This window comes from Bifidobacterium polysaccharolyticum (genome assembly GCF_016101585.1).
GTDB classification, from domain to species: domain Bacteria; phylum Actinomycetota; class Actinomycetes; order Actinomycetales; family Bifidobacteriaceae; genus Bombiscardovia; species Bombiscardovia polysaccharolytica.
Genome location: NZ_JACFQG010000001.1, coordinates 269,480 through 292,476 on the forward strand (window position 1 = coordinate 269,480; position 22,997 = coordinate 292,476).

Genomic DNA, 22,997 nt, shown 5'->3' on the forward strand with positions numbered 1-22,997 from the left:
ATCACGATGCCGGGTTCAGCGGGCCCGACGGACTTCCTCCAAGGAGGCCTGTGCTGCTTCGACCACATGATCGGCGGTGATGCCCAGGTCGCGCATGTTCTCGTCGCCGCTGCCCTGCAGGCCGAACTGCTCGATGGAGACGGGCTTGCCATAGCTGCCCAGGTACTTGTACCAGGGTGTGGCCAATCCGGCCTCAACGGAGACGCGGGCCTTGACGGAGGCGGGCAGAACGGCTTCCTTGTAATCGTCGTCCTGCTCCTCGAACCACTCCAGCGAGGGCACGGAGATGACGCGGGCCTTGACGCCCTGCTCGGCCAGGGTCTTGGAGGCGGCCACAGCGTGCTGCACCTCGGAGCCGGAGGCCATGATCAGCACGTCGGGCTGGCCCTCGGTGTCGACCAGCACGTAGGCGCCCTTGCGCACGCCTTCGCGGGCCTTGGCCTTGGTCTCTTCCAGGGTGGGCACGCCCTGCCTGGTCAGGATCATGGCCGTGGGGTGGGTGTTGTCCTTCTCGAAGAAGGCGCGGTAGGCTTCAGCGGTCTCGTACTGATCGGCGGGGCGCACAACCTCCATCTGGGGGATAGCGCGCACGGCGGTCAGATGCTCGATGGGCTGGTGGGTGGGGCCATCCTCGCCCAGGGCCACGGAATCGTGGGTCCACACATACAGGTTGGGGATGTCCATCAGGGCGGCCAGACGCACCGAGGGGCGCTCATAGTCGCTGAACTGGAAGAAGGTCCCGTTGTAGGGCCTGGTGTCCGAACCCAGCAGGATGCCGTTGGTGATGGCGCCCATGCCGAACTCGCGCACGCCGAAGTGCAGCTGGCGGCCGTACTTGCTGGCCTTGGGCCACTGGACGGTCTTGTCGGCCTCCGGGGCGAAGGAGACGGCACCGTTGATGTTGGTGTTGTTGGAGCCGCCCAGATCAGCGGATCCGCCCCAGAGCTCGGGCATGATGGGGGCCAGGGCGTTGATGACTGCGCCGGAGGCCTTGCGGGTAGCCACCTTGGAGCCGGGCTCGAAGCCAGCCTCCAGATCGTCCAGGGCCTTGTCGAAGCCCTCCGGCAGCTTGCCGGCATGGATGCGGTCGTAGAGGTCGGCCTTGTCGGGGTTGGCCTTGCGCCAGGCCTGGTACTTCTCGTCCCAGTCCTTGTGGGCGGCCAGGCCGCGCTGGGCAACCTCGCGTGCGTGGGCCAGAGCCTCCTCGTCCACCTGGAAGCTCTGCTCCGGGTCGTAACCCAGGGCCTTCTTCAGACCGGCGACAGCCTCGGCGCCCAGGGCTGAGCCGTGGGCTGAAGGATCGTTGGTCTTGCCAGGGGTAGGCCAGGCCATCAGGGTGTCCACCTTGATGAACTTGGGCCGGTCGGTGACCTGCTCGGCCTTCTCCAGGACGGCAGCCAGGCCCTCGACGTCCTCCTTGTAGGAGCCGTCGGGCTGGATGAAGCTGAACTCGTCGGTGTACCAGCCGTAGGCCTGGTAGCGCTTGAGAATGTCCTCGCCCAGGGAGATGCGGGTGTCGCCCTCGATCTGGATGTGGTTGGCATCGAAGATGACGGTCAGGTTGCCCAGGCGCTGGTCGCCGGCTAGGGAGCTGGCCTCGGAGGAGACGCCCTCCTCGACGTCGCCCTCGCCGCAGATGACCCAGACCTTATGGTCGAAGGGGGACTGCCCCTCGGGTGCATCCGGATCCAGCAGACCGCGCTCGTAACGCTGTCCATAGGCGAAGCCCACGGCCGAGGCCAGACCCTGGCCAAGCGGGCCGGTGGTCATTTCGATGCCGGGAGTCAGGCCGTACTCGGGGTGGCCGGGGGTCCGGGTGCCAGCGGTGCGGAAACGCTTCAGATCGTCCAGGGTCAGCCCATACCCGGAGAAGTAGAGCTGCACGTACTGGGTCAGCGAGGCGTGGCCGCCGGAAAGAATGAACCGATCACGCCCAACCCAGTCAGGGTCGTTGGGGTCGTGACGGATGAAGTGCTGGTAAAGCGCGTAAGCGATGGGTGCTAGTGAAATAGGGGAGCCAGGGTGACCGCTTCCGGCCTTCTCGACCGCGTCGGCCGAGAGGACCTTGGCCATCTTGACAGCCCGCTCATCGAGCTCGGACCATGTGAAATCTGCCATATGGTGCTGCTTTCCTTCCAATCTAGAGGTCTCCATGTTCGACTTATGTCGAAAATGTTCGTTTACCTTCACAATGCGTTTCCATCGTATCGGTTTGAGACGACACAATTCGGCTCTTCGCGCGACGTTTTGGCACTCTCATGGCCCGAGTGCTAATAATGTAACCATGACGGAAGGAGCGACATTGCCTAATACCAGACGCATGCTGGTGCTGCGCGCGGTCGTCGAGGACTATATTCGTTCTCGCGAGCCGGTAGGGTCGGGTTCGCTCACCAGAAATCATCAGCTTGGAGTCAGCTCCGCCACCGTGCGCAACGACATGGCGGCCCTGGAGAGCGAGGGCTACCTGGTCCAGCCCCATACCTCGGCCGGCCGCATCCCCACCCAGAAGGGCTACCGTTACTTCGTCGACAGGCTGGCCACCATCGTGCCCCTGTCCGCCGCCCAGCGCCGGGGGATCAACGCTTTTCTCTCCGGGTCGGTCAACCTGGAGGACACTCTACAGCACGCCGCCCGGCTTCTGGCCCAGATTACCGGGCAGATCGCCGTAGTGGCCTCACCCTCCCTGGCCAGCTCGAACCTACGTAGGGCTGAACTCATAGGACTTAGCCGGGGAACCGTACTTATGGTGGTTATCACCGACACCGGCCGGGTGGTCCAGCGTACCCTGCATGGGCCCCTTCAGGAGGACCCGAACGCCCTGGCGGATCTGTCCGACCGAATCAACCGGCAATGCCAAGATCTGTCTCTTGACCGTGCCGCCGACCGCTGCCGCATGCTTGCCGACTCCCTTACCGAGGGCCGCGACAAGTCCATGCTGCGCCTGGTGGCCACAGTCTTCGACGAGATGGCTACCCGAGAGCAGACCAGCGGCCTCTACATGGCTGGCACTTCCCAGCTGACCCACAGTCAGGCCGTCTCCCTGGGGGATCTGGGCTCATTGCTGGATGCCCTGGAGGAGCAGGTGGTGCTCATGCGGCTCATGCGGGCGCAGAGCGAGCTTTCCCGCGAGAGTAACGGGGTCAGCGTGGCCATCGGCACCGAGACCCGGACTCCAGAACTGGCCCATGCCTCTGTGGTGACCAGTGGATACGGGCACGCCAGGGCCAGGCAGACCGACGGCTCCGAAGCCGACGAGCCAGTCGCATTTGTGGGCTCCATCGGGCCTACCCATATGGACTATCCAGCGACCATGAGCGCGGTTCGTGCTGTGGCCTCTTACTTGACCGGTTTTCTAGCCGGCGACGGGGAGCCGTGACCGTCAAGGCAACGGCACAAGTCATAGGTATCGTGGGCCCATGCAACTATGGGTCGAGAGGGCATCAAACGAAAAGGATGATCGGTGGCAGATTACTACGAGGTTTTGGGAGTCGACCGCGGCGCGAGCGATCAGGACATCAAGCGTGCCTATCGCAAGATGAGCCGCAAGTACCACCCGGACATCGCCGGGCCTGAATACGAGGATAAGTTCAAAGAGGTCAACAGCGCCTACGAGGTACTCTCCGACCCTGAGAAGCGGCGTATGTACGACGCGGGCGTGGATCCCAACGACCCTCAGGCCTCCCAGGGAGCCGGCCCCTTCGACATGGGCGACGTCTTCAACCAGTTCTTCGGCGGCGGCTTCGGGGGCTCCACCCAGGGGCCCATTCCGCGCACACAGCCCGGCCGGGACTCACTGGCCCAGGTCTCCGTGGACATGAAGACCGCCATTTTTGGCGGCGTTGTACGCACCCCCATCAGTACCTATGGCCTCTGCCAGGAGTGCGGCGGCTCGGGTGCCCAGAAAGGGACCTCCCCGGTGACCTGCCCGGTCTGCAACGGCAAGGGCTATGCCCAGAAGGTGGTGCGAACCCTGCTGGGCCAGATGATGAGCCAGGCACCCTGCGAGCGATGCGAGGGCCACGGCACCATCATCGAGCACCCCTGCCCGGTCTGCAACGGCCACGGCCGTGTGCGCACCCGGCGCGAGGTGGGCGTCAACGTGCCCGCAGGCGTGGCTGACGGCTCCCGGCTACGGCTGGCCTCCCAGGGCGAGGTAGGCGAGGGTGGCGGTGCCGCCGGCGACCTGTACGTGGACATCACCATCAAGCCCGACAAGCGCTACACTCGCAGCGGCCAAGACCTGCATTGCTGGATTGCCGTGCCCATGACCTGGGCCGTGCTGGGCCACCAGGTTGACTTGGAGACCTTCGACGGCCAGCGACAGGTGGACATTCCCGCCGGCTGCCAGCCCGACCAGGAGATCACCATCAAGGGTCTGGGCGTCACCAGGCTGGGCAATCGCGAGGAGCGCGGCGACATCATCGTCCACGTGCTGGTCCAGATTCCCACAAAGCTGGATGACGATCAGCGCCGCCTGATTGAGGACTTCGCCAACAGCCACGACTCCGAAGCCAAGCAGGTCCCGCAGAGCGCCAAGCCTGCCGGAGTCGGGGGCCGCAAGGGGATCTTCGGCAAGCTCAAGGACATCTTCAGCTGAGTCAGCCCAGCAGCGACCGGCACATGGACCTGTACTCGCTCACATAGCCGCCGCCGAAGAAGGCACAGTGACCGGCGATGGCGTAGAGCTGCCAGAGTGTAGTCCGATTCTGGTAACCGTCCGCCAGCGGATGCACGCTCTGGTAGCCGTCCAGAATCTGCCCTAGATAGGGGATGCCGAACAGCTGCAGCATGGCCAGGTCCTCCTCGCGATGACCGCCGTGAGCTGCAGGATCGATCAGAACTGCTTGGGTGTTCCCGTCGTTCCTGGTCCACATGACGTTCCCGCTCCACAGGTCCCCGTGGACCCGGGCTGGCTTGTCATTGGCAGCCGCACCCAGCAACTCCGGCAGGGCCTGGATCACCTCTTCGGTCATCTTCATGTCCTCGCGGTTCAGTGCTCGCCGATCCATGGCCATGCTCACCATGGGTTCAAGCCGCCCCTTGGCCCAATATGTGGCTGGGTCGTCCCAGGCACCCACGTCCATGGGCAGCGGATCCTGCAGGGGGCCGAAATAGCAGGTGCCCGTGTAGCCCTCGGGCGCGGAGCCGAAGTGGTCGGCCCCGGCATCATGCATGTGGGCCAGCTGGGCGCCGAAGCGGTAGGCCGCGCCAGGCGTGGGGGAGGCGGAGGTCACCTCCTCGATGTCCAGATAGTCCGGGCCCCAGTCGTAGACGTCCACCACGCGGGGACCGCCCTGCGCCTGCGCCTCGCCCAGCCATTTAAGTCCGCGCCCCTCGCACTCGAAGAATCCCGCCGGGGCCCCGCCCCTGGATTTTCTGTAGGTCTTGGCCATGATGATCCACACCCCTATTCGTCGAGTCGTCGATTCCGACAAGATCCATTGTGGGCATTCTGCGAGACATGCCCGGCCCTTGGTTCTTCCTGCCTTGCGCGGTGGCTATGCTTGCCATTGTTGTCCGACATAGCAAGAGGGGTCCATGAATTTCTTCGAAGCCATTCTGTTCGGCCTGGTGCAGGCCCTGACGGAGTATTTCCCCGTCTCATCCAGCGCCCATATCCGCATTGTGGGCGGCCTGCTGGGCCAGGACCCGGGCGCAGCCTTCACAGCCATCATCCAATTCGGCACTGAGCTGGCGGTCCTGCTCTACTTCCGGCATGACATTGCCCGCATACTGACTCATTGGTTCCGTTGCCTGGCCGGCAAGGACGGCTCCTCCTGGCGCGAGCGGATGGGATCCAAGGACCATGATGCGGCCCTGGGCTGGTACATCATTCTGGGAACCCTGCCCATCGTGGTGGCGGGTCTGCTCTTCCAGAAAATAATCGAGACCAAGCTGCGCAACCTCTGGATCACCGTGGTAGTGCTGATCGTCTTCGGTCTGCTACTGGACTACTTTGACCGCCACGGCCGCCAAAACAAGGAGATCCGCCAGATGAATGCCCGAGACGCCCTGCTCTTCGGCATCGGGCAGATGCTGGCCCTGATCCCCGGCGTATCCCGCTCGGGCGGCACCATGACCTTCGGCCGCGCACTAGGCTACACTCGCGAGTCCGCCACCCGGGTCAGCTTCCTCATGGCCATCCCCGCCGTCTTCGGCGCCGGCATCCTAGAGACGATCAAGTCCTTGAAGAACATCAATGCGGACGCTGCCTTCCCCGGTTGGGGGGCCACCATCTGCGCCACAGTGGTCAGCTTCCTGCTGGGATACATCGTCATCATCGCCTTTTTGAAGATCGTCTCACGCTTTTCCTACCGGGGATTCGTCATCTACCGGATCGGCCTGGCCATCTTCGTGGCCATCATGCTCATGGTCGGCGCCCTGCCCGCCGTAGGCGGCGTGGCGGCCAACTGAGCCTGCAAGAACTGCCGAGGAATTCGGCGCTCTCCTGAATAAGTGATAATATTTTGTCACATGTTGCCCATGGTTCTTAGGGGTGGAATCAGTCCAGGCCTGTATAAGGTTTGTGGTCAATGAGGCATCATGAATTTTGGGGAGGTTTGAAGTGGTTTCGTCGTCTAGGTCTGCTGATTCTCGCAGTCATAGGTTTGGTCTTCGGTCACTCATATCGACATTGGTGCTGATACCCCTGCTTCTGACCGGCATGGCTGCCGGCACCGTTTTCGCCTCCGACGCAGATGTCAACGGGGGGGGGGGGTCGCTATACCGATCCGGTAGATAACGGTTCGCTTGGCAATTTACAACCGACTAGTCTGCCTTCTCCGTCACCGCTGACGACCTCATCTGTTTCACCGTCGCCTGCTCAATCTCAGTCTGAATCAGCTCCGAGCAATTCTCACGAGGATGCCAAAACCCAGTCAGCTACTGCCGATTCCCACACTGTGGTATTTGATTCCGCCAATGGAGGCAAAGCAGAACGCGTAACTGTGCCGGATGGTTCCTTGGCGTCACCGCCTATTCGCAATCCACAGCGTGACGGCTATCGTTTTGACGGCTGGGCGGAGCATGACGGGATCATGGATTTCCGCACCCCGATCACCAAAGACATCACCTTAAAGGCTAAGTGGACCGCGGTTACTGATTGGACTCTGAGTCCCGACCATGGTCCGGCTTCCGGCGGCACCAGCATCACCGTTACACCTCCGAACGCGGATTCCCTTTCCTTTAGCACGTTGGAAGCCCGTGACGACAAGCTGATCGGTGTGACCGGCGATGGCCGCCTGTTCACGTGGACAACGAACCATAAGATACCCGTTCAGGTGCCATCACCTCGAAGTACGTCTGGCGACGTGCGATTCATAACTGGAGTCGTTGGCAGGAACCGTTACGCGGCCTTGAGCCGGGACCACCGCATCTACACCTGGAATGGGAGCGGGGATACACCAGCCTTGCTCGCCTCAGACTCCACGACCTACGCCAGCATCGCCATGACTCCTGGCCACCTCTTAGCAGTGAATCAAGATGGCCTTATATGCGCATGGACCAGTAAGGGGAAGCTGACAGGAAAGGCCATGAGCCTGCCCAAACAGGCCTTAGCAGTCAAGGCGGTTGGCAATGCTGATCGCCTGCTCGCCTTGGATAGCAAGGGCCAGGTATGGACTTGGAAGCCGGATGCCGTCGATATCAATCAGATACAACCCGTCAAGGTCACCAGCCGCATTGTTCAGATATCATCCATGGATCATGGCTTTATACTTCTTGACTTAACAGGTCAGATTAGCTATCTGGATAACGAACAAAGCCAGCCAAAACCGCTTGTTTCATCTGAACTTTCTGCCATTACAGCCATAAGCAGTAACGTTATGCAAGCAACTCTTATAGACTCAAAAGGCCGCATCTGGGCCTGGAAGCCCGGCGAAGCGCCCATATGTACGACCGATGGGAATCAGCAGTACATGCAAGCCGCCGAAGCCGCCGGCAGCAGGATCACCGCCATCAGCAGGACGGGCGACATATATAGGTGGAGCCTGGACGAGCAGGGCCGGCCCGGCAAGCCAGCAAGGCTCGACACCAGCACCGCGCCCACACTGGAATCAGCCAGCATGGACGGCCAAGCATTGACGTTCAACAAGAACGACGACGCCTGGCAGGCGGAGATTCCCGCCCACAAGCCAGGGCAAACCGCCATCACCATCGCCGGCAGGCAGGACGGCCAGCCCTTCACCAGGAGTCTCAACTACACGGTCGACCAGCCCCTGACCAGGGAGGAGGTGCAAAGCCCCACTTACACGGTCACCTTCAATGCAGAAGGCGGAAACCCCAAACCCGCAGACCAGAACGTCTCCACCCCGTACGGCAGGGCCAAGCGTCCCTCCCCCGACCCGGCTCGCCAGGGCTACCTGTTCGACGGATGGTTCATCGGGGAGGTCGCCTATGACTTCAGCAGACCCGTCACCCAGAACCTTACCCTCACCGCCAAATGGACCTTCAAAGACCCCAACAACACGTGGAAAATTAACCCTGATAAAGGCAGCCAGACAGGAGGCCAACAGACCACCATCACCCCGCCAGACATTCCCAGGCGAGGCATCAGGTTCAGCCAGGTCAGCGAAGGAAAAGAAGGGAAAGATACCTATTTGACCAATTTTTCCTTGGCTTTGGGCAGTGACGGGAACGCCTACGCCTGGGGGAAAAACGACCATGGCCAGCTCGGCGACGGGACGTACACCGACCGGACTACGCCGGTCATGGTGCAGAAGCCTGCCGGCGTGCCTGCGGATTTCACCTACGTGCAGGTCAGTGCCGGAGGTGCCCATTCGCTGGCCCTGGGCAGCGACGGGAACGTCTACGGCTGGGGATTCAACCGGTATGGCGAGCTCGGCGACACGACGAGAACCGAACGGAATACGCCGGGCAAGGTGCCCAAGCCTGTGAATTGTCCGGACCTACCAGCGGATTTCACCTACGTACAGATCAGCGCCGGAGAGGATGATTCGCTGGCCGTGGGCAGCGACGGGAACGTCTACGCCTGGGGATGGGACTGGGATGGCGAGCTCGGCGACGGGATGGAGGGCGGCCTTTGGCTTGAGTCGCACAGAACGCTGAAGCCTGAAGGCACACCCACGAACTTTGCCTTCGTGCAGGTCAGCGCCGGAGGCGCTCATACGCTAGCCATAGGCAACGACGGAAACGCTTACGCCTGGGGATTAAACAGCACTGGTCAGCTCGGAGACGGGACGGACACCTACACCCAGACTAAGCCGGTCATGGTGAGGACGCCTGATCGCAAGACGTATCCGGACGTGCCTGCGGATTTCACCTACGTGCAGGTCAGCGCCGGAGACGCTCATACGCTAGCCATAGGCAGCGACGGGAACGTCTATGCCTGGGGAATCAATGTTGATGGCGAGCTTGGCAATAACAGCGAAGGTGACTTTGCAGGTTCGTCTGTTCCCGTGCGCGTGCGCGACCCAAGCAGCCCCACTGACGCGAGCAAAGGACTGAAAGCCACACAGGTCTACGCCGGAAGCCATCATTCACTGGCCGTGGGCAGCGACGGATACGCCTATGCCTGGGGAGAAGACAAGTATGGCAGGCTCGGCAACAACAGCGGCGGCTCTTCGAGCGTTCCTATTCATGTGCGCGACCCCGCCAGCCCCACTGACGCGAGCAAAGGACTGAAAGCCACACAGGTCAGCGCCGGAATGTATCGATCGCTGGCCGTGGGCAGCGACGGGAAAGCCTACACCTGGGGATACAAAGCCTACACCTGGGAATACGACCACGCTTCCGGTGATATCATCGACGGCGCCACCAACAACTGGAGTGTTCCAGTGCCGGTGGAGATCAAACTGCAGCTGGTGATCACCGGCGTCAGATTCGACCAGACCCCCGTATCAGAACTGAAGCTCGGCGATGGCGGCAGCGTGATCGTGACTACGCCTGCACACATGCCGGGCACGGTCACCGTCAGCGTGGACTACACGGTGCTGGGAGGACCCCAGCAGCCGGACACCTCCCTCAAATACACGTACTTGGCTGCAGGCGTGCTCCCAAAGGCGGGCGGGGAAGGCATCCTGCTCGCCCTGGCCACCGGCATGACCAGCGTGGGCGGGGTCCTGGCATCCCGCCGCCACCGGAGGGAGACACGCCTGCTGTCACACGCTTCGCACGAGTAAGACAGGCCTGAGGCGGATCAATCCCCCCGCCCCGGCCCACAAAAGGGGGCAGGGAGGCCAGTGTCAGTCAAGGCTCAACCCCAAGTGAGCCGACGCTCCCTCCCGCGCCCCCACCACACTTACGCCTGCTGGAGTTCAAGGCAGGCATGAACGCACCTCCCGCCTGGGAGTAGAGGGAACACGGCCGGGCCAGCCACGGGCAGAAACCCGCAGCCAGCCTTGCCGTTGTTTACTCATATAGGCATATGTTGTATAGACCTGTTCAACATCTTTGGTCAAGTCGCCTTTGGATCCAGCTGACATCTAAAAGTACGTGATCAGGCTCACATTATTCCTGTACCTTGTCCTAGGCATGCTATGGTACTTATCCTCAGCTTCTGAATTACTCAGTTTCCCATGATTACCAGGTTTCCGCTCTCATCCAGACCTGCAGGATTCGTGTAAAGCAGCTCCGCTACAACATCGAGTCCATTCCGACTGGCCGGGTTTGCGAAAAGCAAGATTCAGCCGCCTTCTTGCGTTACCATGAAAATTCATTCGGCACCTCAGCACTCCTGCGGTCTCAATAGGTCGTATGTAAAGGACTGAAGTGCACAAAAGAAGGTCTAATATACGGGATTAGAGGAGGCCGATTGGCTGGTATGGAGGTGATGGACCATATCACGCCATCCAATACCTTTCGCTTCCCGCAGCACCAACCGGTGGTTACAAGCCGCCCTGTTAGGATGTTGAGGATCAGCCATGCATTTCACAGTAGACAACCTTGAAGAGGTATTTCCCCTGGCAGAATTCATAGCCGATTCCTTCGGTCCCATGGCCGAGATTGTTGTGCATGACATCACACGCCCGGAAAATTCCATCGTCTTCATCCGCAACGGCCAGCTCTCCGGACGCTCCCTGGGCGACGCAGTCACAGACCAGACCCGACAACTGGCCATACGGGCCGACCAGGACGGGGCCGACTTCGTCTCCGACTACAGAGGGCGCCGGCTGAACAAGCACGAGTTCCGCGTCTCCTCCTACCTGGTCCGCAACCGGGAGCAGACCGTCATTGGTCTGCTTTGCATCAGCATCAACATTACCGAGTTGCAGCAGGCTGCCCATGTGTTGCAGACGCTGTCCTCGATCGACTCCGACGATGTACAGATCTCCACTGAGACCTCCCGCCACCACGTGAGCGAGGAGCCCGCGGAGAACATTCGCAGAATCACCAGAGATGAAGTCCGCCAGTTCAACATTCCTATGGACAAGCTGACCAAGCAGGACAGGCTGGAGATCATTCGCAACATCAAGGACCGGGGCATCTTCCTCATCAAAGGCGCGGTGGGCATCGTAGCCCCTGAGCTCAAGATATCAATTCCCACCCTCTACCGGTACCTGCAGGCCCTGAAATAAGGGCTAAAAAGTAAGACCTCCGGCGGCAGGAGAGGGGGGTATATTTCTGTGCCGCCGGAGGAGCTTTACAGCACGGCCGCCGCCATTGGCGACAACCGGAACATGGCCATACATACAAACCACGCAAGTATTACATAGGTAAAACAGGGAGCCCTCAGTTTCCTCGAGCTGGGGTGCATTGCAGATTCAGCCAGGCTAGATACGTGCTCTCATTGGCCTAGGCCTTTCTTCATGCTATCACCTCTTCAAGGATGTATCAGGTACTCCCGTTTCTGACAGGTCCCCCGACCTGCTACTAAGAGCAAATTATCACAAGGTCCCGGACATACTCAACACTCCGTTCGCTATCCGCCACGAAAACCGGTCGACAGCCACTGTAGTTAAGCATGAACAGCAAACTTCAGTCATGCTGGTAACAATAATTTATTACTTGCATCTTTGCCGGGGAATGACTAATGAGGGATCATCGAGAATTCAGAAAGTTCGTAAAATGCCAATCGCTGACTGAGAACTATCGGTAGATAAAAGATAGGGGAGGGGGAAGGAGAAAATCCAGGTGGGCGATGCAGGAATCGAACCTGCGACCCCTTCGGTGTGAACGAAGTGCGCTAGCCGCTGCGCCAATCGCCCGGATTGGAAAAGACCACCGAAGTGATCCTCGTGGGCGATACTGGATTCGAACCAGTGACCCCTTCCGTGTCAGGGAAGTGCGCTACCTCTGCGCCAACCGCCCGGGTCATTCTCGTTTCGAGAGAGAGGTGGGTACGAGAGTCGAACTCGTCTATACGGCTTTGCAGGCCGCTGCCTAACCGCTTGGCTAACCCACCGTATTGGTTAAACTGCTCGAAACCTCGAGCGGGCAACGGGACTCGGACCCGCGGTCTCGACCTTGGCAAGGTCGCGCTTTACCAACTAAGCTATGCCCGCACATTCAACTTTCACCGTGGTGGTGACTGCCGAAGCACGTTGCACTACTGTAGCGTAGACCTCCGCACTTGGCAAAAAGCGCGTGTCGCCGCGTCATAGAGCCACCCTCCGCTGACGGCAAAGCCGCCAAGTACAAGGCTTCCTACCGGTAGGGTGAGAGGTATGAGTGAAGAAGCCAGGCAGCACTGCACCATGGTGGCCGCCTTCGATGGCTGGAACGATGCGTGCTCAGCCTCGACCAACGTCATCCGCCACCTGTTAAACGTCTATGAGTCCCATGAGATCGGCAGCATTCCGGGCGATGGGTTCTACGACTATCAGATGTCACGGCCCATGCTCTGCCACGTGCAGGGTCGGCGGCGAATTATCTGGCCCTCTACCAAGATCTACCGGGTGCAGATTGATGATACCCACACGCTTCTGCTGGAGATGGGCCCGGAGCCCAACTACCACTGGAGCGACTTCTGCAGGCGCAGCATCCACTGGGCCGAAGACGATGAGGCGGAGGCCATCATCACACTGGGCGCCATGTTCGCCGACTGCCCCCACACCAGGCCCCTGCCCATTGACGACCTGGCTGGCGACCAGCCCAAGACCGACACCGATGGCCACTCCGGCCCCATAGGCATCCCCACCGTTCTGGACGCCCTGGCCACCCAGGACGGCTACAGCACCGAATCCATTTGGGTCTCCGTGCCCCAGTACCTGGGTAGCGACGAGTGCGCCCAGGGAACCCTGCAGCTGCTGCAAAGGCTCTCAGCCATGCTTGGCGTCCACCTTGACGAGGGGGAGCTGCCCCGCAAGGCCGCTGAATGGAAGGCCCAGGCCGGCATGCTTCTGCGCTGCAACGATGACCTGGCCAACTATGTCCACCGTCTGGAGATGGATGTCGACCAGGCCCAGGTGGACGAGCCGGCCGCCGAAGAGCTGGTCCGGGAAGCCGAGGATTATCTGCGCTCCATGGGCAACAAAGGCCCCTCCTTGTCTGAGTGACGACCTAGGCTGTGGGTCGATAAACCATGTCCAGCCTGCACCCTGTAACGCGGGCTCCGATAGCAAGGACGGCATTCATGACACAGTCGAGCATCTCCATCATCGTCAAAGGCGAACGGAAGGAGGTGGCGGCGGATCAGACTGGCGTCCAGCTTTTTGCTGACGACAAGGACATCATCGCCGTCGACCTCAACGGGCAGCCACGCGACCTCTACACACCCCTGCACGAAGGCGACAAGGTCGATCCCATCACCTTGGAGAGCGACCAGGGACTGGCCATCATGCGGCACTCGGCAACCCACGTCATGGCTCAGGCCGTCCAGGAAATTCGCCCGGACGCCAAGCTGGGCATCGGCCCGGCCATCAAAGATGGCTTCTATTACGACTTCGACGTGGACAAGCCCTTCACCCCCGACGACCTCAAGCAGATCGAACAGCGGATGAAGAGGATTATCAAGTCCTCCCAGAGCTTCCGTCGTCGCGTGGTGACCGAGGAGGAGGCCCGCAAGGAGGAGGCCGACCAGCCCTACAAGCTGGAGCTGATCGGAGCCAAAGAGGCCGAGATCAATAGTGAGGAAGCCACTGAGGTGGCCACCGGTGGCGAGCTGACCATGTACGACAATCTGGACCGCGAGGGCAACACGGTCTGGAAGGACCTATGCCGTGGCCCCCACCTGCCCAACACCCGCTACATCCGCTGCTTCAAGCTCATGCGAACGGCAGCCGCTTACTGGCGCGGGGATGAGAAGAACCCCATGCTCCAGCGCATCTACGGCACTGCCTGGGCCAACAAGGACGACATGAAGGCCTACACCGCCCGCCTGGAGGAGGCCGCCCGCCGCGACCATCGCAAGCTGGGCGCCGAGATGGACCTCTTCTCCTTCCCTGATGAGATCGGGCCCGGACTGCCCGTCTTCCACCCCAAGGGCGCGGCCGTCATCAACGTCATGGAGGACTACTCCCGCCAGATGCACCGGCGCAACGGCTACTCCTTTGTGCAGACCCCGCACATCACCAAGGGCCACCTCTACGAAATCTCGGGCCATCTGCAGTGGTACAAGGACGGCATGTACCCGCCCATGCACCTGGATGAGGAGAAGGACGCCAACGGCAAGGTCACCCGCCAAGGCTTCGACTACTACCTGAAGCCCATGAACTGCCCCATGCACAACCTTATCTTCAAGTCCCGGCAGCGCTCCTACAAGGAGCTGCCCCTGCGGCTGTTCGAGTTCGGCACCGTCTACCGCTACGAGAAGTCCGGCGAGGTACACGGCCTGACCCGCGTGCGCGGCCTGACCCAGGACGACTCCCACATCTACTGCACCCGTGACCAGATGAAGGGGGAGCTGACCAACCTGCTCCAGTTTGTGCTCAAGGTGCTCAAGGACTTCGGCCTGAACGACTTCTACCTGGAGTTGTCGACCAAGGATCCCAACAAGTTCGTCGGTTCTGACGAGGTCTGGGAGGAGGCTACCAACACCTTGGCCGAGGTGGCCAAGGACTCCGGGCTGGAACTGGTTGACGACCCCGAAGGCGCCGCCTTCTACGGGCCCAAGATCTCCGTACAGGCGCGCGACGCCATCGGGCGCACCTGGCAGGTCTCCACGATTCAGCTTGACTTCAACCTGCCTGAGCGCTTCCAGCTGGAGTACATCGCAGCCGACGGCTCCCACCAGCGGCCGGTCATGATCCACCGGGCCCTCTTCGGTTCCATCGAGCGCTTCTTCGCCATCCTGCTGGAGCACTACGCCGGCGCCTTCCCGGCCTGGCTTGCACCGGTCCAGGTGCAGGCTGTGCCCGTGGCTGACGAGTTCGCCCCCCACTTGGAGCACCTGCTGGACGAGCTGCGCGATGACATGGTCCGCTGCGAGATCGACCGCTCCGACGATCGCTTTGGCAAGAAGATCCGCAACGCAGCCAAGTCCAAGGCACCCTTCATCCTGATTGCCGGCGAGGAAGATGTTTCCAAGGACGCGGTCTCCTTCCGCTTCCGCGACGGCAGCCAGCTCAACGGAGTGCCTGTGAAGCAGGCCCGCGCCTGGATCAACGAGGCCATCAAGGTCCGCGCGCAGATCAACTCGGCAGACGACTTCCGAGCGAATACCTCCTGCAGTCAGGACTGACCAATGTTCGAGCATCTACGGCGCCCCTGGAAGCGCATCATCGCCCCTATCGCCCGCGGCCTGGTTCATCTGGGCGTGAGCGCCAACGGTGTCACGATCATCGGAGCCGTAGGCACCACTCTGGTCGCCATCGTGACCGGGTTCACCGGCTGGCTCCTGCCCGGGGCCATCGTCCTGGCCATCCTGGTGGCCTTCGACTCCCTGGATGGTTCCGTGGCCTCGCTGACCGGCGGAGGCACCCAGTTCGGGGGCTTCCTGGACTCCACCCTTGACCGGATAGCCGACTGGGCCGTCCTGACCGGGGTCATCATCTACCTGCGCCGCCACGAACTGGCCTGGGTGGCGGATGGCAGCCACCAGGATCCCGACATCTGGGCCCAGGTCGGCATGGCTGCAGCGCTCTTCGCTATCATGACCTCCTTCGTCACCTCCTACGCCCGGGCCCGGGCCGAGGCAGAGGGCTTCGAGGCCAAGAACGGCATCGCCACCAGGTCGGATCGGCTGGTCATCATCCTGGTGGGCATGGCACTGACGGGAGCCGGGCTGCCCCTGGCTGTGCTCAGCTGCTTCCTGGTACTGCTGGCCCTGCTGGGCATCGTCACCGTCTGGCAGCGAATCAGCCACGTCGCCAGGGACATGAGCCGCAACCCACAGCCTGCCAACCCCAACCACGAGTGAGCCTATGCCGGATCGACTGCTCATCTTTCTGGCGCAGCATGCGCGTCTGGTGCCCGAGAGGTTGTTGCGCGGCCTCTTCCTGGCAGCAGCCGACTTCTGCTGGCTGTTTCGGATAGGCGGTGTCAGGCAGCTGGAGCGCAACCTGGCCCATGTCATGCCGGAGGTCGACCATCCCAGTCTGCGTCGCACCTCGCGCCAGGGCATGCGCTCCTACTTCGTCTACTTCGTCGAAGCCCTGACCGTGGGGGCCCGCACCAAGGAGCAGCTGTTGGCACGTATACACGGTGGCGGCAGCGCATACCCGGATCCAGCCAAGACAGATATCGGCCTGCGCTCCCTGCCCATCGGCATGGGCCACCAGGGCAACTGGGACTACGCGGGGTTCTGGGCCTGCTCCACGGTCGGGCAGGTCACCACGGTGGCAGAGCGGCTGCGGGACCAAGGCATGCTCAACACCTTTGCGGACATCCGTCGCCGCCTGGGCATGAACATCCTGCTGACCGGTGAGCCGAACATCACCGGCCGTCTGACAACCCTGCTGCGGGAGCCTGATCAAGTCGTGCCCCTGCTGGCCGACCGCGATCTGAGCCGCCGAGGCGTCTTCGTCAGAGCTTTTAACTCCTGGATCCGCGTGGCCGCTGGCCCTGCCGTCATAGCCTTGGATGCCCGCCTGCCCCTGTATACCGTGAACATGCACAGGGAAAAGCTGACGGGGGAACGTCGCCGACAAGCCAAGGCCCCCTACGGCTATGTCTGCCAGGTGGACGGGCCCATCGCCATCGAATCCTACCTGGACATGCCCCGGGAGCAGGCCATCAACGATCTGACCCAGGCCTGGGTGGACCAGTGGGCCCAGGGTATTCGCGAGCATCCCGAGGACTGGCACATGCTCCAGCCGATTTTCCTTGAGGATCTGGATCTTTCTCGGATGCACGACCTGCCCGACTTCATCCTGGCCCAGGCATCCAAGAACAAGGGAGGTAACAGGCATGAAGGCACCCGAGCAAAGGCCTGAGCAGGAGGCGGAACGTGCCGCTATCAAGGCCCCTCTGCGGGTTGGGATCATTTCGCCCTACTCCTTCGAGACCCCAGGAGGCGTCCAACTGCACATCCGCGACTTCGCCAGGCATCTTATGGACCGCGGCCACCAGGTGCAGGTTCTGGCGCCGGGCCGACGCACCAAGGACATGCCCCTCTGGGTACAGACCACCGGCTCCTCCTTCTCCATTCCCTACAACGGATCCGTGGCCAACCTGAGCTACTTCGGCGTGGCCGGTCACAAGACCAGACAGTGGGTCAGGCAGGGCCACTTCGACATTCTGCATCTGCATGAGCCCGAGGTGCCCTCCCTGAGCCACAAGCCCCTGCGGCCCGGATTCATTCCCTGCCCCTATGTGGCCACCTTCCATGCGGCCTTCGATTCGACTCCGCTGGCCCTGAGGCTGACCAGGCGCTACCTGCGCCGATACCTGGCCAATATCAGCCAAGCTATCTTCGTCAGCCCCTCAGCCATGCAGAACGCCCGGAATCTGCTGGAGCCGGGCATCCCCAGCCAGATAATTCCCAACGGCATCGAAACGAGAGCTCTGCGCAATGCCAGGCCTCGTCCAGAATGGCAGGGGAGCGACCGGCAGCCCACCATCGGCTTCCTGGGAAGGATGAAGGAAGAGCGCAAGGGGTTCAGAATCTTGGCCCAGGCCGCACCTGCCATTCTTCAGCGTGTGCCCGGAGTCCGCTTCATTTGTGCAGGTGACGGCCAGGCGGATGCCAGGAAAGTACTTGAGGCTGTTGATCCCGGACTGGCCCAGCACTTCACCTTCCTGGGTCGGATCAGTGACGAGGACAAAGCCTCCTTCTACCACAGCCTGAATATGTATGTAGCCCCGCAGACCGGGGGAGAAAGCTTCGGCATCGTGCTGGTCGAGGCCATGGCGGCAGGCTGCCCGGTGGTGGCCTCGGACCTGCCAGCATTCAAGGATGTCTCACAGAACGGCCGCAGCGCGCGTCTGTTCGCCACCGGAGACCCCCAGGACTGCGCCCGGGTGGTCCTTGAACTGCTGGACGACCGACCCACACGTCTGGGTCTGGCTTCGTGCGGAATGGGTCGGGCCAGCGACTACGACTGGGAGCGGGTCACCGACCAGATTCTGGACGTCTATGCCCGGGCCCTGGCAGCTCGGCCTGATCATCGCCGTGGCTTGCTGGGCAGACTGGTGGGCCGGAAGGTTGGTTCTCTTTACGATGAAGCCCCCACGGGGGGGCCTGAAAACCCGTAAAATTGTCAAAGAGCGGAACTAGAATTCCATTCGTTTACGCATTCGTACCGTCAGGAGACATATGTCAGGGCATTCGAAGTGGGCGACCACCAAGCACAAGAAAGCAGCCATCGACGCCAAGCGTGGCAAGCTCTTCGCCAAGCTGATCAAGAACATCGAGATCGCTGCCCGCACCGGCGGCGGTGACCCCGACGGTAACCCCACCCTCTACGACGCCATCGTCAAGGCCAAGAAGTCCTCCGTTCCCGCAGACAACATCACCAGGGCCGTCAAGCGTGGCTCGGGCGAGGAGGCCGGAGCGGCCAACTACGAGAGCATCGTCTACGAGGGCTACGCTCCCGCCGGCGTGGGCATAATCATCGAGTGCCTGACCGACAACCGCAACCGTGCGGCCGCCGAGGTCCGTTCCACCCTGACCAAGGGCGGCGGCTCCCTGGCCCAAAACGGGTCTGTCAGCTTCAACTTCGAGCGCAAGGGCCAGATCATCGTCCCCTCGGAGGGCCTGGACTACGATACGGTCTTCGAGAAGGCCGCCGAGGCAGGTGCTGAGGATGTGCAGGACAACGGCGAGAGCTACACTGTACTGACTGCCCCCGGCGATATGGTCAACGTCCGTAAGGCCCTGCAGGATGCCGGTATGGACTACGACTCCGCCGACTTGGTCCTCAACCCCAAGAGCGAGGTCACCCTGGACCTGGACTCCGCCCGCAAGGTCTCAAAGCTGATCGATAACCTGGACGATCTGGACGACGTGCAGGATATCTACAGCAACTGGACTGCGCCCGACGAGGTCATGGCCCAGTTGGACGACGAGTGACCTTATGATCGTTCTCGGCGTCGACCCGGGGCTCACCCGATGCGGCGTTGGCGTCATTGAAGCCGGTGCATCGCGCCGGCTTTCCTTTGTTCATGTGGACGTCGTGCGCTCAGACCCCGAACAGAGCCAGGACCTGCGTCTGCTGACCATCTACCAGGGGCTGACGGCCGCCTTGGACCGTTTCAGTCCCGACGTGGTATCAATCGAGCGAGTCTTTGCCCAGTCCAATCACAACACCGTGCTGGGAACCGCTCAGGCGGCAGGACTAGCCATGCTGGGTGCTGCGCAGCGGGGGATTCCCGTGGCCCTGCACACACCCACCGAGGCCAAGATGGCCGTAACCGGCAACGGCCAGGCTGACAAAATCCAGGTGCAACGGATGGTGGCCCGCATTCTGGGGCTCAATCAGCTGCCCAAGCCTGCCGATGCCGCCGATGCTCTGGCCCAGGCCATCTGCCATGCCCTAAGACCTGCCGGGGCCATCCAAGGCGGGGAACGCGAGGAACATCTGACCCAGGCCCAGCGTCAGTGGGCCCAGGCCTCTGCCAAGTACGGCAAGCATCGGGGAGTCCAACGAGACATGTAAGCTGATTCGAACAGACGTTCGATTCTATCGAGGGGTGATCAAGTGCTGGCAATGCTGACCGGGCGGGTGGCCGCCATCGAAACGGGCTCGGCGGTCATTGATGTTTCGGGAGTAGGTTTCGAGGTGCGCATGCCTCAGTCAGATCTAGCCTGCATGCGGGCCGAGTCCACGGTCACCGTCTACACCGCTCTGTCCCTGACTCAAGACGCACTGACCCTCTACGGATTCCTCAGCCGCACCTCCAAATCCCTCTTTGCCCAGTTGCAGAAAGTCAGCGGCATCGGACCTCGTGTGGCCCTGTCCATTCTTGCCACCCTGAACTCAGACCAACTGGCCCAGGCCGTGGCTGACGGCGATGCTGCGGCCCTATCCCGGGCGCCAGGCCTAGGCAAGAAGGGTGCTCAGAAGATCATCCTCGAACTCTCCGGAAAGCTTGATTTGGATGCCAGCACGGGCAGACAGGGGCCAGCTCAGACCGACGATGGCGCCCACCAGGTGGTTGAGGGACTGATCTCCCTAGGATGGCTACAGCGTGATGCCGAGCAGGCTGTTGAACAGACATGCCGCGATGGAGGCTACACCCTGCCCCTGCAGTCTGCCGAAATTCCCAAGGTGCTCAAGCAGGCCCTGACCCGGCTGGACAGGGGGCGCTGATCCATGGCTGACAAGCAGATGTCTACAGGGTATATAGATACCCAGAATGGTGATGCGCAAGAGGAATCCCTGCGGATGGTCTCGGCCAGGCCCATCGAAGGCGAGCCGGTCAGTGACGAGGAGCTGCGTCCGGAAACCCTGGACGGGTTCATCGGACAGCCCCGGCTCAAGGCCCAGTTGAGCCTCTTTTTGAAGGCTGCCAAAAAGAGGGATGTGGCCCCGGATCATATTCTGCTCGCAGGCCCCCCGGGCCTAGGCAAGACCACCCTGGCCATGATCGTTGCCCATGAGCTGGAGGTTCCCATTCGTGTCACCTCGGGGCCAGCTGTTCAGCATGCCGGCGACCTGGCCTCCATCCTGAGCTCTCTGGAGGCCGGTGAGGTGCTCTTCATAGACGAGATCCACCGTCTGCCTCGGGCCGCCGAAGAACTGCTCTACATCGCCATGGAAGACTTCCGGGTGGATGTCATGGTGGGCAAGGGCCCCGGAGCCTCCTCCATTCCGCTGACCCTGCCCAGATTCACGGTCATCGGAGCCACCACTCGTGAGGGCATGCTGCCCTCGCCGCTGCGAGCCCGTTTCGGCTTCACCGCCCACCTGGACTTCTACCCGGAGGAGGAGCTGGAGAAGTTGGTCGAGCGATCAGCCAAGGTGCTAGGCATTGTCCTACAGGATGACGCCGCCCATCAGCTGGCCCTCCGCTCCCGTGGCACGCCCAGGATCGCCAACCGCCTCCTGCGCCGTGTGCGTGACTGGGCCATAGTCCACGATCTTGACCAGGTCGGCCCTGATGATGTCAAGCAGGCCCTGGCCCTCTACCAGATTGATTCCGAGGGGCTGGACCGTCTGGATTTGGCCGTCCTCAAGGCCATCGTCAACAGTTTCGACGGTGGCCCCGTAGGCCTGAACAACCTTGCCGCTATGGTGGGCGAGGAGGCCGAGACGGTCGAAACGGTCTGTGAGCCCTACCTGGTGCGCGAGGGCTTCTTGGTACGTACACCAAAAGGGCGTGTGGCCACTTCTAAGGCCTGGGAGCACCTGGGCCGCAAACCGCCCGAGGATGTCATGAAGCTGTTCTAGACTGGGGTCTTCGCAGCAATGCATATCGCCGTTTGATACCAGCCGAAACAAGGAGTGGAAACAACCATGGGATCCATGATTTTCATGATCGTCATCATCGCACTGATGATCGCCATGATGTGGGGAAGCTCCCGCAAGAGCAAGCAGCAGCAGGCCGCCGTCCAGGACTTCCGTCAGTCCCTGCAGCCCGGTGACGAGGTAGCCACCACCACCGGTCTTCTGGGCAAGGTCGTCTCAGTTGACCTGGAGAAGGAGCAGGTAGTCATCGACTCCGAAGGTTCGCAGTCCCGCTGGCGCATCCAGGCCATCACCAGGCCACCAATCGTCCCCGCCTACGTTCACGACGACGAGGTTGATGAAAACGGCAACCCCCTGCCCGAGCAGGTTGAAGGCCACTCCGAGGATGTGTATGCCCCAGTCGAGGTCAGCGCCGCTGAAGACGATGACAAGGCCGATGATGAAGAACGCGCCGCTGACGATACTGCCACACAGAACTTTACAGCCTCAGAGGGCAAGGATGAGGCCGGATCCAAGTCGAATACCGAGCGGGAGCCGGAGAACGAATCAGGCAAGGCAGAGACTGCAGAGAAGTCCGACGACGCGGATTCGACTTCCGCCAAGTCGTGAGCATTATACGCCCGCCACACCTTCCGTCAGGCTGACTCTGAACGGAAACGCGGCGCGCGTATGATGGCCCCGTCAACCACTTCCAAGGAGCAAGGCAGAAAGAAGATCATGGCTCAATCGGACGATATCAAGGTTGGAGAACTTAAGCAGGTGGGCGATGACGACGCCGCTTATCTGATCTCATTGATCCGTACCATTCCGGACTTTCCCAAGAAGGGGATCCTTTTCAGGGACTTTATTCCGGCCATGTCGGATCCCAGGGGACTGGCCATCATCCTCGATGCCATGAAGCGCACCCTCCCCGTGAAGCCAGAGGACTTCGACCTGGTAGCCGGCCTTGAAGCACGCGGCTTTCTGATTGGTCCACAGCTGGCCAGCGATCTAGGCAAGGGCTTCTTGCCCATGCGCAAGGCCGGCAAGCTCCCCGAGCCCACCTACAGCCAGGAATATGCCCTTGAATATGGCAACGCCCGCATTGAAATCGAGCAGGGTTGCCTGCAACCAGGCCAGCGAGTCCTGATAGTCGATGACCTGATTGCTACCGGCGGTTCCGCCCAGGCAGCTGCACGTCTAGTGGAGCAGGCTGGCGGTCAGGTTGCCGGTTTCAGCTTCGTCATGGAGCTCAACGGGTTGGATGGCCGCAAGGCTCTGGGCGCCTACCCGGTCACCTGCCTGATGAACATGCCCGCCTGAGCACGATTG

The 22,997-nt window shown here is 61.5% G+C and carries 18 protein-coding genes and 4 tRNA genes; 16 read left to right on the top strand and 6 right to left on the bottom strand.

Translation table 11 applies throughout. The features are described from left to right. Window positions 1–15: 15 nt before the first annotated feature. Window positions 16–2,118 (bottom strand): transketolase, encoded by a 2,103-nt coding sequence (tkt, locus tag H3T90_RS01040; RefSeq protein WP_198208533.1) that lies wholly within the window; start codon window positions 2,116–2,118, stop codon window positions 16–18. Between the two features lie 184 nt (window positions 2,119–2,302). Here tkt and hrcA point away from each other — a divergent pair, with 184 nt between their 5' ends. Both hrcA and dnaJ read left to right on the top strand, forming a co-directional pair. Further along, the gene (gene hrcA / locus H3T90_RS01045; protein ID WP_198208594.1) at window positions 2,303–3,376 is read left to right on the top strand and encodes a heat-inducible transcriptional repressor HrcA; all 1,074 of its coding nucleotides are present in this window, start codon (window positions 2,303–2,305) and stop codon (window positions 3,374–3,376) included. An 84-nt stretch (window positions 3,377–3,460) separates the two neighbouring features. After that, window positions 3,461–4,597, top strand: a complete 1,137-nt coding sequence (gene dnaJ, locus H3T90_RS01050) for a molecular chaperone DnaJ (protein WP_198190815.1) — start codon at window positions 3,461–3,463, stop codon at window positions 4,595–4,597. A gap of 1 nt (window position 4,598) precedes the next feature. Here the strand turns inward: dnaJ and H3T90_RS01055 are convergent, their stop codons facing one another. Next, a complete protein-coding gene (locus tag H3T90_RS01055; protein ID WP_198190814.1) occupies window positions 4,599–5,393 on the bottom strand; it encodes a fructosamine kinase family protein in 795 nt (264 codons plus the stop codon). A 145-nt stretch (window positions 5,394–5,538) separates the two neighbouring features. Between H3T90_RS01055 and H3T90_RS01060 the strand changes: the two genes are divergently transcribed. The 3 genes from H3T90_RS01060 (at window position 5,539) to H3T90_RS01070 (ending at window position 11,534) form a co-directional block, all read left to right on the top strand. Further along, window positions 5,539–6,414, top strand: coding sequence for an undecaprenyl-diphosphate phosphatase (locus H3T90_RS01060; RefSeq protein WP_144177105.1), 876 nt, complete (start codon window positions 5,539–5,541; stop codon window positions 6,412–6,414). Between the two features lie 533 nt (window positions 6,415–6,947). Further along, window positions 6,948–10,139 carry an RCC1 domain-containing protein gene (locus tag H3T90_RS01065; RefSeq protein WP_332461838.1) on the top strand — a complete coding sequence of 1,064 codons (3,192 nt, stop codon included), beginning with the start codon at window positions 6,948–6,950 and terminating at the stop codon, window positions 10,137–10,139. A 741-nt stretch (window positions 10,140–10,880) separates the two neighbouring features. Continuing rightward, entirely contained in the window at window positions 10,881–11,534 is a 654-nt protein-coding gene (locus tag H3T90_RS01070; RefSeq protein ID WP_110425241.1) for a helix-turn-helix transcriptional regulator, read from the top strand. Window positions 11,535–12,091: 557 nt separating this feature from the next. On the opposite strand, the gene H3T90_RS01075 is transcribed toward H3T90_RS01070, so the two are convergent. The 4 genes from H3T90_RS01075 to H3T90_RS01090 all read right to left on the bottom strand — a co-directional run bounded on the left by H3T90_RS01075 (window position 12,092) and on the right by H3T90_RS01090 (window position 12,461). Beyond that, window positions 12,092–12,164 (bottom strand) — tRNA-Val (locus H3T90_RS01075). A gap of 31 nt (window positions 12,165–12,195) precedes the next feature. Continuing rightward, a tRNA-Val gene (locus H3T90_RS01080) sits at window positions 12,196–12,267 on the bottom strand. 23 nt (window positions 12,268–12,290) lie between these two features. Continuing rightward, window positions 12,291–12,361 (bottom strand) — tRNA-Cys (locus H3T90_RS01085). 27 nt (window positions 12,362–12,388) lie between these two features. Beyond that, window positions 12,389–12,461, bottom strand: a tRNA-Gly gene (locus H3T90_RS01090). 162 nt (window positions 12,462–12,623) lie between these two features. On the opposite strand from H3T90_RS01090, the gene H3T90_RS01095 reads away from it, so the two are divergent. The 11 genes from H3T90_RS01095 (at window position 12,624) to H3T90_RS01145 (ending at window position 22,988) form a co-directional block, all read left to right on the top strand. Then, window positions 12,624–13,454: a PAC2 family protein gene (locus tag H3T90_RS01095; RefSeq protein ID WP_024628113.1), complete on the top strand. Its 831-nt coding sequence runs from the start codon at window positions 12,624–12,626 to the stop codon at window positions 13,452–13,454. A gap of 77 nt (window positions 13,455–13,531) precedes the next feature. Then, window positions 13,532–15,577: a threonine--tRNA ligase gene (gene thrS / locus H3T90_RS01100; protein WP_198190812.1), complete on the top strand. Its 2,046-nt coding sequence runs from the start codon at window positions 13,532–13,534 to the stop codon at window positions 15,575–15,577. 3 nt (window positions 15,578–15,580) lie between these two features. Next, window positions 15,581–16,255, top strand: coding sequence for a phosphatidylinositol phosphate synthase (gene pgsA, locus H3T90_RS01105; protein ID WP_198190811.1), 675 nt, complete (start codon window positions 15,581–15,583; stop codon window positions 16,253–16,255). Window positions 16,256–16,259: 4 nt separating this feature from the next. Then, window positions 16,260–17,270 carry a phosphatidylinositol mannoside acyltransferase gene (locus H3T90_RS01110; RefSeq protein WP_198229320.1) on the top strand — a complete coding sequence of 337 codons (1,011 nt, stop codon included), beginning with the start codon at window positions 16,260–16,262 and terminating at the stop codon, window positions 17,268–17,270. Beyond that, window positions 17,245–18,531, top strand: a complete 1,287-nt coding sequence (locus tag H3T90_RS01115) for a glycosyltransferase family 4 protein (protein WP_198229321.1) — start codon at window positions 17,245–17,247, stop codon at window positions 18,529–18,531. The genes H3T90_RS01110 and H3T90_RS01115 overlap by 26 nt, the downstream gene beginning before the upstream one ends. Before the next feature lie 61 nt (window positions 18,532–18,592). Further along, window positions 18,593–19,348 (top strand): YebC/PmpR family DNA-binding transcriptional regulator, encoded by a 756-nt coding sequence (locus H3T90_RS01120; RefSeq protein WP_198229322.1) that lies wholly within the window; start codon window positions 18,593–18,595, stop codon window positions 19,346–19,348. A gap of 4 nt (window positions 19,349–19,352) precedes the next feature. Beyond that, window positions 19,353–19,934, top strand: a complete 582-nt coding sequence (ruvC, locus tag H3T90_RS01125; RefSeq protein WP_110412913.1) for a crossover junction endodeoxyribonuclease RuvC — start codon at window positions 19,353–19,355, stop codon at window positions 19,932–19,934. Between the two features lie 42 nt (window positions 19,935–19,976). Further along, on the top strand, window positions 19,977–20,588 hold the full coding sequence (gene ruvA / locus H3T90_RS01130; RefSeq protein ID WP_198229323.1) for a Holliday junction branch migration protein RuvA: 612 nt from the start codon (window positions 19,977–19,979) through the stop codon (window positions 20,586–20,588). A gap of 3 nt (window positions 20,589–20,591) precedes the next feature. After that, a complete protein-coding gene (gene ruvB, locus H3T90_RS01135) occupies window positions 20,592–21,668 on the top strand; it encodes a Holliday junction branch migration DNA helicase RuvB (protein WP_232350475.1) in 1,077 nt (358 codons plus the stop codon). A 66-nt stretch (window positions 21,669–21,734) separates the two neighbouring features. After that, the gene (locus H3T90_RS01140) at window positions 21,735–22,295 is read left to right on the top strand and encodes a preprotein translocase subunit YajC (protein ID WP_198229324.1); all 561 of its coding nucleotides are present in this window, start codon (window positions 21,735–21,737) and stop codon (window positions 22,293–22,295) included. Window positions 22,296–22,403: 108 nt separating this feature from the next. Continuing rightward, the gene (locus H3T90_RS01145; protein ID WP_046323766.1) at window positions 22,404–22,988 is read left to right on the top strand and encodes an adenine phosphoribosyltransferase; all 585 of its coding nucleotides are present in this window, start codon (window positions 22,404–22,406) and stop codon (window positions 22,986–22,988) included. Window positions 22,989–22,997: the final 9 nt, after the last annotated feature.

What these genes read in the sequence shown, in the direction of transcription:
- H3T90_RS01095 (WP_024628113.1), top strand. Translation starts at nt 12,624, where the DNA reads ATGAGTGAAGAAGCCAGGCAGCACTGCACCATGGTGGCCGCCTTCGAT.
- H3T90_RS01145 (WP_046323766.1), top strand. Translation starts at nt 22,404, where the DNA reads ATGGCTCAATCGGACGATATCAAGGTTGGAGAACTTAAGCAGGTGGGC.
- H3T90_RS01140 (WP_198229324.1), top strand. Translation starts at nt 21,735, where the DNA reads ATGGGATCCATGATTTTCATGATCGTCATCATCGCACTGATGATCGCC.
- ruvB (WP_232350475.1), top strand. Translation starts at nt 20,592, where the DNA reads ATGGCTGACAAGCAGATGTCTACAGGGTATATAGATACCCAGAATGGT.
- tkt (WP_198208533.1), bottom strand. Translation starts at nt 2,118, where the DNA reads ATGGCAGATTTCACATGGTCCGAGCTCGATGAGCGGGCTGTCAAGATG.
- H3T90_RS01055 (WP_198190814.1), bottom strand. Translation starts at nt 5,393, where the DNA reads ATGGCCAAGACCTACAGAAAATCCAGGGGCGGGGCCCCGGCGGGATTC.
- H3T90_RS01060 (WP_144177105.1), top strand. Translation starts at nt 5,539, where the DNA reads ATGAATTTCTTCGAAGCCATTCTGTTCGGCCTGGTGCAGGCCCTGACG.
- H3T90_RS01110 (WP_198229320.1), top strand. Translation starts at nt 16,260, where the DNA reads ATGCCGGATCGACTGCTCATCTTTCTGGCGCAGCATGCGCGTCTGGTG.
- pgsA (WP_198190811.1), top strand. Translation starts at nt 15,581, where the DNA reads ATGTTCGAGCATCTACGGCGCCCCTGGAAGCGCATCATCGCCCCTATC.
- H3T90_RS01120 (WP_198229322.1), top strand. Translation starts at nt 18,593, where the DNA reads ATGTCAGGGCATTCGAAGTGGGCGACCACCAAGCACAAGAAAGCAGCC.
- H3T90_RS01115 (WP_198229321.1), top strand. Translation starts at nt 17,245, where the DNA reads ATGAAGGCACCCGAGCAAAGGCCTGAGCAGGAGGCGGAACGTGCCGCT.
- ruvC (WP_110412913.1), top strand. Translation starts at nt 19,353, where the DNA reads ATGATCGTTCTCGGCGTCGACCCGGGGCTCACCCGATGCGGCGTTGGC.
- H3T90_RS01070 (WP_110425241.1), top strand. Translation starts at nt 10,881, where the DNA reads ATGCATTTCACAGTAGACAACCTTGAAGAGGTATTTCCCCTGGCAGAA.
- thrS (WP_198190812.1), top strand. Translation starts at nt 13,532, where the DNA reads ATGACACAGTCGAGCATCTCCATCATCGTCAAAGGCGAACGGAAGGAG.